Origin of the sequence: Streptomyces sp. NPDC059853 (assembly GCF_042731495.1) — a bacterium.
Classification (GTDB): Bacteria; Actinomycetota; Actinomycetes; order Streptomycetales; family Streptomycetaceae; genus Streptomyces.
In genome coordinates, this window is record NZ_JBHWJL010000569.1 from 1 (window position 1) to 1,234 (window position 1,234).

General features: G+C 75.6%; 2 protein-coding genes. Both read right to left on the reverse strand.

Annotated elements, in window-relative coordinates; genetic code table 11:
- Positions 1–394 (reverse strand): CvpA family protein (locus ACFV5N_RS27910; RefSeq protein WP_385605359.1); only part of this gene is annotated, 394 nt, incomplete at its 3' end.
- A gap of 28 nt (positions 395–422) precedes the next feature.
- Complete coding sequence (locus ACFV5N_RS27915; protein WP_385605361.1) at positions 423–1,121, reverse strand: NUDIX hydrolase; 699 nt, start codon at positions 1,119–1,121, stop codon at positions 423–425.
- Positions 1,122–1,234: the final 113 nt, after the last annotated feature.

Below are 1,234 nucleotides of genomic sequence, written 5' to 3' on the forward strand. Positions count from 1 at the left end.
GCGTGGGGAGGGTGGTGACGGCCAGGGCCGAGCCGATCAGCCAGGCGACCACCAGCATGGCCAGGACGTTGACCAGCGCGCCGCCGGTGGCGTCCAGGGCCCGGGCCGGGGACCAGGTGATGTGGCGGCGCAGCCGGTTGCCGTAGTGGGTGGTGAGGGCCTGGCCGGAGCAGGCGCACACGATGACGACGACGACCGCCACGATGACGCCTATCGGGCCGGCTTCGGCGCCGTCGCTGATCCGGCTCCAGATCCGGGGGAGGGCGTAGAGGGCGATGAGCCCGCCGCCGAGGAAGCCGGCGACGGACAGTATCCCCACGACGAAACCCTGCCGGTAGCCCACGACCGCGAACCACACGGCGGCCAGCAGCAGCAGCACGTCGAGCGTATTCATGCCCGACACGCTCTCATGTATGGGCAGTTCATGCCCCGGCGTCGAGAGGTATCTCCCGTTCCTCGTCCCAGGGCAGTTCCCAGCCGGCGAAGTGCAGGATGCGGTCGATGACGCCGGCGGTGAAGCCCCACACCAGGGTGCCGGCGACCTGGAAGCAGGCGCCGCGGTAGCCGCTGGGGTGCACGGCGCTGGCCCGCCGGGCGGGGTCGGCCAGTTCGGCCACGGGCACCGTGAACACCCGGGCGGTCTCGGCCGGATCCACCGGTGCCACCGGGGTGGGGGTGTGCCACCAGCCTAGGACGGGGGTGACGGTGAAGTCGCTGACCGGGATGTACAGCTGGGGCAGGACGCCGAAGACCCGCACCCCGGCCGGGTCGAGCCCGGTCTCCTCCTCGGCCTCGCGCAGGGCGGCGCGCAGCGGGCCCTGCCCGGCCGGGTCGCCGTCCTCCGGGTCGAGCGCGCCACCGGGGAACGACGGCTGGCCGGCGTGCGCGCGCAGGCTGGTGGCCCGTTCCAGCAGCAGCAGCTCGGGGCCGCGCGGCCCGGCGCCGAACAGCACCAGGACGGCGGCGGGCCGTCCGCCGTGCGGCGGCGGCAGAAAGCGGCTGAGCTGCCCGGCCCGGACGGTCCCGGCCGCGTCGGCCACCGGCTGGAGCCAGCCGGGCAGCCCCTCGGCGCTCACCCGCACCGGTGGTGGCTCGGCTCGGCGGGCGTCACGCGAGGTCATGGGCTGGTCCCTTCGCAGGCTGCGGGCGGAGCGGGTGGTGCGGCGGTGCGGTGCGGTGGGGGTGCACGGCGGCGACCCGGGGGCTGCCGGTGGGGCGTGCGGCGGCGTGGGGG